The sequence below is a fragment of the Bradyrhizobium sp. UFLA01-814 genome, from assembly GCF_046718885.1.
In the GTDB taxonomy this organism is placed as follows: Bacteria; Pseudomonadota; Alphaproteobacteria; order Rhizobiales; family Xanthobacteraceae; genus Bradyrhizobium; species Bradyrhizobium elkanii.
Genome location: NZ_JAQOSR010000255.1, coordinates 1 through 8,957 on the forward strand (window position 1 = coordinate 1; position 8,957 = coordinate 8,957).

Here is an 8,957-nt window from a genome sequence, read left to right on the forward strand (position 1 = left end):
TCGAGCGCTTCTGCCGCTACAATGCCCCGCCAAAACACGACGCGATGTTGCGAACTTCTGGTTCAGGACACTAGATCGAGCCGATACATGCGACAATATCTGTCTTGCCGGCCCCCCGGGGTTATTTGCTCCGCGCCGAGTTCGCTCTCGACCCCCGACCGACTTCTCGGTTGCATTTGCCTGGTTCAGGAATGCGCGCGGCGGCGGGTTTCTCTCCGCATTCATCCGAGGCTGCCACCAAGTCTGAGCGGCCGGCTGTCCGGATCAAGTTCGCGCAGGAACCTTGCCCTATCTGGGATGTTGGAGAGCAATTCAATAACTCAGGAGGAACTCTCATGAGAACGCTGTTACTGGCTGGTGTACTGGCGGTAGCCGGTTTCGCGATGGCCACGCCGATTTCCATTACACCCGCCTCAGCTCAGGTTGCCGTTGATACTCCGCTCGGCGGCGTAAGAGTGGGCTCGGAGCCCCGTTACTACCGAGACTACGATCGACCCGCTTATCGCGCCTACGGATATGATCGCGGATATCGCGGATGCCGCACCGTCACGATCGAGCGCGACGACGGATCGGTCCGGAGGGTCCGTCGCTGCGACTAGCAGTACCGGACTAGAGGATCGACTTCCGTGGCTTACAAGACCGCTCGAGCCGGTTCTCGCAATCAAGGAATTGGAGCCATCGACTTGGGCCGCTGCAGTTGGCGGCCTGTTTCATTTCGCGAATGCCGCCTGTTGGCCCAAGGCGCTGGCCTAAGGCGTTGGCCCGAGGCCGGCAGGCGTTCATGCCGGATTCCACGTCGCCTTCGCGGGGTAAGCGGACGCGCAGGTCACGAACTTACCGCCGCAGCGCCGGCACCACCAGGAACGGGATCAGGCCGAGCACCACATTGACCAGCGCGAAGACGATCAGCGGATTGTAGCTGTGGGTCCAGTCGTGGATCAGGCCGCCGCCCCATGAGCCAAGGCCGGAGCCGAGGCCGCTGCCGATCATGATCGTGCCGTAGATCGTGCCGACGCGCTCGCCACGGAAGATCTTCAGCGCGGTCGCGGTGATCAGCGGGCCGCGCGAGCCGATCATGCTGCCGAAGCAGATGATGAAGCCGGTCAGCAGCCAGTAGTTCGGATACCACTGCAGCAGCCAGAGCAGAATGATGCCGAGGATCGAGACGCCGTAGCTGAACAATACCGAGGGGCGGCGGCCGATGATGCCGTCGAGGGTGGACACGCCGAGCATGCCGACGAACAGCGCGACGCCGGAGAAGCCCCAGGCGGTTGCCGCCTGTAGCGGCGGGAAGCCGACATCGATCAGATAGGCGACGATCTGCGCGGTCAGCGCATACATCGCGATCGCGGTGAAGAAGAAGGTGGAGAACAGCGCCCAGAAGGCGTGGTGGCGCATCGCGCTGAGCAGTGTCCAACCTTCGTCGGCCAAGCTGCTTTCCGCCTTCCTGACGATATGCGGCGATCCGCCGGCGAGCAGCCGCCACGGCAGAAAGACCAGCGGAACAAGCAGGCAGAGCGCGCCGATGCCGAACACCTGATAGGCCTCGCGCCAGCCGATCCGGTCGATCAAGACCTGCGACAGCGGCAACAGCAGCAAGAGGCCGGCGCCGGTCGCCGAATACATCACGGCCATCGCGGTCGGCAGGCGTGGTCCGAACCAGCGGCCGAGCAGGATCGAATTCGACACATTGCCGATCAGCGCGGTGCCGAAACCGACGCAGAGTCCGACGCTGAGCTGGAATTGCCAGAGCTCTTGCGCGCGTGAAGCAACGAGGAATGCGCAACCGAGCAGCGACAGGCCCAGCGCATAGACCGCGCGCGGACCCGAGCGGTCGAACAGGCGTCCGACCAGTGGCGCGGTCAGGCCGCTGGCGAGCCAGGTCAGCGAGTAGACCGACACCACAGAGGCGCGGTCCCAGCCGAAATTTTCCGAGATCGGTTTCAGGAAAACGGTGAAGCTGTCGCTAAGGCCGCGCCCAAGCACCGACAGCACGAAGCAGAGCGCGAGCACGTTCAGCGCGACGCGGGACTGCTTCGCCGGCGTTGCAAGCGTGTCGTTCGGAGGCGTGGTCTGCTGGTCCATCGCATTCTTTTCGAGCGCGATCGGACGCAAGACCGGAAGTCCGCTTTTGCTGATCGCGCTCAGGCAGGGAGCGCGCTTTCCGCACTCCCTGCAACCGACAAATGCGAATGCGCCTATGCAGGCTTCAGCAGGACGTGGCGCTTCTTGCCGAGCGACAGTTTCACCACGCCTTCCGGCGTGAGATTGGCCGAAGTCAGCAACATCTTCTCGTCGGTCACGGCAGCATCGTTGACGCGCAGGCCGCCGCCCTTGATCTGCCGGCGCGCTTCGCCGTTGGAAGCGACGAGCTCGGCCTTGACGAAGGCGACGAGCACGCCGACGCCGGCTTCAAATTCGCCGCGCGGAATTTCCACCGTCGGCAAGGTTTCGGCGAGCGCCCCTTCCTCGAAGGTGCGGCGCGCGGTCTCGGCGGCTTCGTTCGCTGCATCGCGGCCATGGAGCAGGGCGGTCGCTTCCGTCGCCAGCACCTTCTTGGCCTCGTTGATCTCGCCGCCGGCCAGCGCCGCAAGCTTGCTGATCTCGCTCATCGGCAGGATGGTGAACAGCTTGAGGAACTTGACGACGTCGGCGTCCTCGACATTGCGCCAGTACTGCCAGAAATCGTAGGGCGAGAACTGGTCGGCGTTGAGCCACACCGCGCCCTTGGCGGTCTTGCCCATCTTGTCGCCGGAGGCGGTGGTGAGCAGCGGCGTGGTCAGCGCAAACAGTTGCGGCGTGCCCATGCGGCGGCCGAGATCGACGCCGTTGACGATATTGCCCCACTGGTCGGAGCCGCCCATCTGCAGCCGGCAGCCGGCGCGGCGCGACAGTTCGACGAAGTCGTAGGCCTGGCAGACCATGTAGTTGAACTCGATGAAGCTCATCTCCTGCTCGCGCTCGAGCCGGAGCCGCACCGAGTCCATGGTCAGCATGCGGTTGACCGAGAAGTGGCGGCCGATATCGCGCAGCATCTCGATCCAGTTCAATTTGGTCAGCCACTCGGCATTGTCGAGCATGATGGCCTCGGAAGGCCCATTGCCATAGCGCAGCACCTTGGCGAACACGCCGCGGATCGAGGCCTTGTTGGCTTCGATCTCCGCAACCGTGCGCATTGCGCGCGTCTCGTCCTTGCCGGAGGGGTCGCCGACCATCGTGGTGCCGCCGCCCATCAGGGTGATCGGCTTGTTGCCGCTCTGCTGCAGCCAGTACAGCATCATCATGGTGAGGAAGTTGCCGATGTGCAGCGACGGCGCAGTGCAGTCATAGCCGACATAGGCGGTCGCCTGGCCCTTCGCGGCAAGCGCGTCGAGGCCCTCGAAATCGGAGCACTGGTGGACGAAGCCGCGTTCCTGTAAAGTGTTCAGGAAATCCGATTTAAATGCAGTCATTTGTCGGCCAGCCAGCTCATTCTGTTTTTACGGTTTTTGCATCAATTTGCGGAACCTTGGCGCTGAGGCTGCCGCAGGCGAACGCGCAGTGGCATTATAGGATGTACTTGTTTGAGACAAGCCGGGGGTTCCCGGCTGGGGCGCTTCCAACATGATGTTAACGGCACTCGGTCTGATGAGCGGTACCTCGCTCGACGGGGTCGACGTGGCATTGATCGAGACCGATGGCCGTCAGATCAAGTCTTTCGGGCCCACGGGCTATCGGCCTTATACCGAAGGCGAGCGCAGCCTGCTGCGCCAGGCGCTGACGGAGGCGGTTCATCTGTCGCAGCGCGACGCCCGACCGGGGATTTTGCGGCAGGCCGAGCAGGCCGTCACCACGGCCCATGCCGAGGCGGTCGCCAGCTTCACGGCGCAGCACCGGATCTCCGCCCAGGATATCGACATCGTCGGGTTCCATGGCCAGACCGTGCTGCATCGCCCCGAGCGCAGGTTGACGGTGCAGATCGGCGATGCCCTGGCGCTCGCCAAGGTGATCCACATTCCGGTGATGCACGATTTCCGCGCCGCCGACGTCGAGGCCGGCGGGCAGGGCGCGCCGTTCGTGCCGGTCTACCACCGCGCGCTGGTGCAATCGCTGAACCGCGAGGGGCCGATCGTCGTCGTCAATATCGGCGGCGTCTCCAACATCACCTATATCGACGGCACGGACACGCTGATCGCCTGCGACACCGGGCCGGGCAATGCGCTGCTCGACGACTTCATGTTCCGTCAGATGCACCAGCCGTTCGACACCGCCGGCAAGTTCGCCGCGCTGGGCAAACCGGACGAGGCCTGGATCGCACAGGCATTGAAGCTGCCGTTCTTTGCGCTGCCGCCGCCGAAATCGCTCGACCGCAACGACTTCGCCAGCCTCAAGCTCGGCGCCGTGGCGCCGGCCGATGGCGCCGCGACGCTGACCGCCTTCACTGCCGCGGCCATCGCCCGCGTCGTGCCGCTGCTGCCGAAACGGCCGAAGAGCTGGATCATCTGCGGCGGTGGCGCCTCCAACCTCACGATGATGCGGATGCTGCGCGAGCGGCTGGCGCCGGCGACCGTCGACCCGGCCGAGGCGCTCGGCTGGGCGGCGGATGCGATCGAGGCGCAGGCGTTCGGCTTCCTTGCCGCGCGCGGCATGAAGGGCCTGCCGCTGAGCTATCCCGCCACCACGGGGGTGCCGATCCCGATGACCGGGGGCATTATCGCGCGACCGTGATTTAGATGCAAATGCATCTACCTTGACAATTCCATGCCGTTGCATTTAATTCGATGCAGTTGCATTGAACGCGAGGTTCGTCATGGCCGCCCTGAAACTGATCAGCCACAAGCTCTGCCCCTATGTGCAACGCGCGGTGATCGCGCTGCGTGAAAAGGGCGTGCCGTTCGAGCGGATCGACATCGATCTCGCCAACAAGCCGGACTGGTTCCTGAAGATCTCGCCGCTCGGTAAGGTGCCGGTGCTGGTGGTGACGCGCGACGACGGCAAGGAGGTCGCGCTGTTCGAGAGCAACGTGATCTGCGAGTACATCGAAGAGACGCAGGCGGGGGCGAAGCTGCATCCGGAGAACGCGCTGACGCGCGCCGAGCATCGCGCCTGGATGGAGTTCGGCTCGGCCATTCTCGGCGATCTCCGGGGGCTCGAGACCGCGACAGATGCCGCGGCCTTCGAGAGCAAGCGGCAGGCGGTCGCGGCGAAATTCGCGCGCGTCGAGGCTGCGCTCGGCGCCGGTCCGTTCTTCGCCGAGCAGAATTTCAGCCTGGTGGATGCGGTGTTCGCGCCGATCTTCCGCTATTTCGATTTGTTCGACCAGCTGACCGATCTCGCTGTTTTCACGCACACGCCAAAACTTCGCGCCTGGCGCAGCGCGCTGGCACAGCGGCCGAGCGTACGCAGCGCGGTGTCGCCGGACTATCCGGCGCTGCTGCACGCGTTCCTGGTCGGCCACCGCGCGCATATGCTGAAGCTTGCCGCGTAAGCCATGTCGCACTCGGTTGCCTGGATCGCGCTCGTCGTCGCCGGCCTGCTGGACGTCGGCTGGGCGATTTCGATGAAATATGCCGAAGGCTATACGCGGCTCGGCTGGACGCTGGTCTCGCTGCTGCTGCTCGCCGCGTTCGTGTTCCTGCTCGGACGCGCGCTGCAAGTGCTCGGCGTCGGCGTCGCCTACACGGTGTGGACCGGCATCGGCGCGGCCGGCACGCTGGCCATGGGCGTGCTGCTGTTCAACGAGGCGCTCAACCCGATGAAGGTCGCAGGGATTGCGCTCGTGTTGATCGGGATTGCGGCGCTAAAGCTGGCGCCGGAATGAGAGTAGCGACCGTAGCCCGGATGAGCGCAGCGATATCCGGGTTCTTGTCGGCCGCGACCCGCATGTCGCTTCGCTCATGCGGGCTACGTGGAATCCGTAGCCCGGATGGAGCCGAGCGCTTATCCGCGGTGAGAGTGGTCCCGGATTTCGCTGCGCTTCATCCGGGCTACAAATACAGCAGCGCGGCTCAGCGCACGTTGGCGAGACGCATGTCGAGATAGCCGGTCACCGTCTCCATCAGCGGCTCGAGCTTGCCGTCGAAGAAGTGGTTGGCGCCGGGGATGACCTGCTGGTCGATCACGATGCCCTTCTGCGTCTTCAGCTTCTCGACGAGCGTGTTGACGTCCTTGGGCGGCACCACGGCATCCTTGTCGCCGTGCACGATCAGGCCCGACGACGGGCAGGGCGCAAGGAACGAGAAGTCGTAGAGATTGGCGGGCGGCGCGATCGAGATGAATCCCTCGACCTCCGGCCGGCGCATCAGAAGCTGCATGCCGATCCATGCGCCGAACGAGAAGCCCGCAACCCAGCAGGCGCGTGCCTCCGGATTGATCGCCTGCGCCCAGTCGAGCGCGCTCGCGGCGTCGGACAATTCGCCGGTGCCGTGATCGAACGAGCCCTGGCTGCGGCCGACGCCACGGAAGTTGAAGCGCAGCACCGAGAAGCCGCGATGCGCGAACGCGTAGTAGCACTGGTAGACGATCTGGTGGTTCATCGTGCCGTGGAACTGCGGATGCGGATGCAGGATCATCGCAATCGGCGCGTTCTTCTGCTTGGCCGGGTGGTAGCGGCCCTCGAGGCGGCCAGCAGGGCCGGTGAAAATGACTTCAGGCATTGTGTTCCCTTGATTGCCGCGTTCCCTTGATTGACGTCGATCAATCAACCGGTTGGAGCCATCTTCAGCGACGGTTCGCGAACAGAGCAGTTCGTGATGAAATCGGCGCAGGCACCGCCGCGCGGCACGCTGGGGGCCTTCTAGCATGACGCAAGGGGCAAAAATCAAGGAAATTGTGCCACTTGGCGGTCGCGAATCCGCGTCGCGTTGCGCGCGTTGCCGACGCGGCGGCGGCGATCCGGATCGACACGGCCGGATTGCTTCGAAGGCTACCTGAAGTTTCAGTCTGTCATCATGCTATCGCGCTCGGGGGACCGCGAACGCCGTGTCTCGCGGCAGCAAGGCTCCTGGCGCGCGTGAAAAATCTCCCGTGCCGGTGACGTCTGATCTGGTCTCGGTCTTCAACTGTCGTTATGTCGCAGTGAAGGCCGCAACCACGGTGGTTGCCGCGGATAGGTCCATGGACGATCGTGTCTATCTCGACTGGAATGCCACCACGCCGCTTCGCCAGGAGGCGAAGGCGGCAATGGCCGCGGCGTGGGAATTGATCGGCAACCCGTCCTCGGTGCACAGCGAGGGACGGCGGGCGCGACGGCTGCTTGAGGATGCCCGCAATGCCGTGGCGAAGGCGGTCGGCAGCCGGCCGCAGGACGTGGTGTTTCTGTCCGGCGGGACCGAAGCCAATGCGCTCGCGCTGACGCCGGGCTTGCGCCGCGCCGCGGGCGCGCCGGTGCAGCGGCTCCTGGTGTCGGCGATCGAGCACGCGTCCGTGCTCGCGGGTGGTCGGTTTGCGACGGAGGCGACCGCCGCAATCCATGTCACGCGTGCCGGTGTGATCGATCTCAACCATCTGCGCGCGCTGCTGGCCGACGGTCCGCCGGCGCTGGTCTCGGTGATGCTGGCGAACAACGAGACCGGTGCCATTCAGCCGGTGGCTGATGTCGCCGCAATCGTCCATGCGGCTGGTGGGCTGCTGCATGTCGACGCGATCCAGGCGTTCGGCAAGATCCCGTTCGATCTGGCCTCGACGCAGGCCGACCTGGTGACGTTGTCGGCGCACAAGATCGGCGGACCGAAGGGCGCAGGCGCGCTGGTGCTCGCCGAGGGCGTCGAGGGCCTGGGGGCGTTTCTGCGCGGCGGCGGGCAGGAGCTCGGGCGGAGGGCAGGGACCGAGAACATCGCCGGCATCGCCGGGTTCGGTGCGGCCGCCAAGGCCGCGATGGCGGCGCTGAAGCCTGATGCGGCCCGCGTCAGGGGGCTTCGCGACCGGCTCGAGCACGGGCTGCGGCAGACGCCGGACGTGCTGGTGTTCTCCGATGACGTCAAGCGGTTGCCTAATACCGTCCTGTTCACGGCGCCCGGAATGAAGGCTGAGACGGCGGTCATCGGGTTCGACCTTGGGGGAATCGCGGTGTCGTCCGGTTCCGCCTGTTCGTCGGGCAAGGTCCAGCCGTCCCACGTGCTGGAGGCAATGGGATACCGTACGGAGGTGTCCCAGGGAGCGGTGCGGCTCAGTCTTGGCTGGTCTACCACGGAGACAGACGTGGATTTGACCCTCAAGGCTTGGCGAAAGCTCGCCGATACCTTAGTTAAGGGGGAACGACGAAACACAGCTTGAACTGTTCTAAGCGGATTTCGTCAACAAAGCATCGTACGAGATTTTCGGAACTTGATATCCACCGCGGTCCTTGAAACCGCGAGCGGAGGATTGAATGCCTGCTGTACAAGAGACGGTCGAGCGCGTCCGGCGCATCGACGTCGACCAGTATCGATATGGGTTTGAGACGCTGATCGAGTCCGACAAGGCCCCGAAGGGGCTGTCGGAAGACACCGTCCGCTTCATCTCCGCAAAGAAGAATGAACCGGCCTGGATGCTGGAATGGCGCCTGGAGGCGTATCGCCGCTGGCTGACCATGACCGAGCCGACCTGGGCGCGCGTCGACTATCCGAAGATCGACTACCAGGACATCTACTACTACGCGGCGCCGAAGCCGAAGAAGACGCTGTCCTCGATCGACGAGATCGATCCGGAAATCCTCAAGACCTACGAGAAGCTCGGCATTCCCTTGCGCGAGGTCGCGATCCTCGAGGGCGTCGAGCCGCCGCCCGGTGGCGAGCAGACGCCGAACCGCAAGATCGCGGTCGATGCCGTGTTCGATTCGGTCTCGGTCGCGACCACCTTCCAGAAGGAGCTGAAGGCGGCCGGCGTGATCTTCATGCCGATCTCGGAGGCGATCCGCGAGCATGCCGAGCTGGTGCAGAAATATCTCGGCACCGTGGTGCCGACCTCGGACAATTACTTCGCGACATTGAATTCGGCTG

General features: G+C 64.5%; 7 protein-coding genes and 1 pseudogene. 5 read left to right on the forward strand and 3 right to left on the reverse strand.

Going from position 1 to position 8,957, the window contains the following annotated elements; all coding sequences use genetic code 11:
* Positions 1 to 834: 834 nt before the first annotated feature.
* Entirely contained in the window at positions 835 to 2,085 is a 1,251-nt protein-coding gene (locus tag PMN64_RS40325; protein WP_411784768.1) for an MFS transporter, read from the reverse strand.
* Positions 2,086 to 2,198: 113 nt separating this feature from the next.
* Complete coding sequence (gene tyrS / locus PMN64_RS40330) at positions 2,199 to 3,452, reverse strand: tyrosine--tRNA ligase (RefSeq protein WP_411784764.1); 1,254 nt, start codon at positions 3,450 to 3,452, stop codon at positions 2,199 to 2,201.
* Between the two features lie 151 nt (positions 3,453 to 3,603).
* On the opposite strand from tyrS, the gene PMN64_RS40335 reads away from it, so the two are divergent.
* The 3 genes from PMN64_RS40335 to PMN64_RS40345 all read left to right on the forward strand — a co-directional run bounded on the left by PMN64_RS40335 (position 3,604) and on the right by PMN64_RS40345 (position 5,800).
* Positions 3,604 to 4,707, forward strand: a complete 1,104-nt coding sequence (locus tag PMN64_RS40335; protein ID WP_411784765.1) for an anhydro-N-acetylmuramic acid kinase — start codon at positions 3,604 to 3,606, stop codon at positions 4,705 to 4,707.
* 82 nt (positions 4,708 to 4,789) lie between these two features.
* Complete coding sequence (locus PMN64_RS40340; RefSeq protein WP_411784766.1) at positions 4,790 to 5,467, forward strand: glutathione S-transferase family protein; 678 nt, start codon at positions 4,790 to 4,792, stop codon at positions 5,465 to 5,467.
* A 3-nt stretch (positions 5,468 to 5,470) separates the two neighbouring features.
* Entirely contained in the window at positions 5,471 to 5,800 is a 330-nt protein-coding gene (locus PMN64_RS40345) for a DMT family transporter (protein ID WP_304500099.1), read from the forward strand.
* Between the two features lie 187 nt (positions 5,801 to 5,987).
* Here PMN64_RS40345 and PMN64_RS40350 read toward each other — a convergent pair whose 3' ends face one another.
* Positions 5,988 to 6,635: an alpha/beta hydrolase gene (locus PMN64_RS40350; RefSeq protein ID WP_016843213.1), complete on the reverse strand. Its 648-nt coding sequence runs from the start codon at positions 6,633 to 6,635 to the stop codon at positions 5,988 to 5,990.
* A 460-nt stretch (positions 6,636 to 7,095) separates the two neighbouring features.
* On the opposite strand from PMN64_RS40350, the gene PMN64_RS40355 reads away from it, so the two are divergent.
* Positions 7,096 to 8,253, forward strand: coding sequence for a cysteine desulfurase family protein (locus PMN64_RS40355; RefSeq protein WP_411784767.1), 1,158 nt, complete (start codon positions 7,096 to 7,098; stop codon positions 8,251 to 8,253).
* Positions 8,254 to 8,347: 94 nt separating this feature from the next.
* A pseudogene (locus PMN64_RS40360) lies at positions 8,348 to 8,957 on the forward strand (Fe-S cluster assembly protein SufB); the annotation flags it as partial.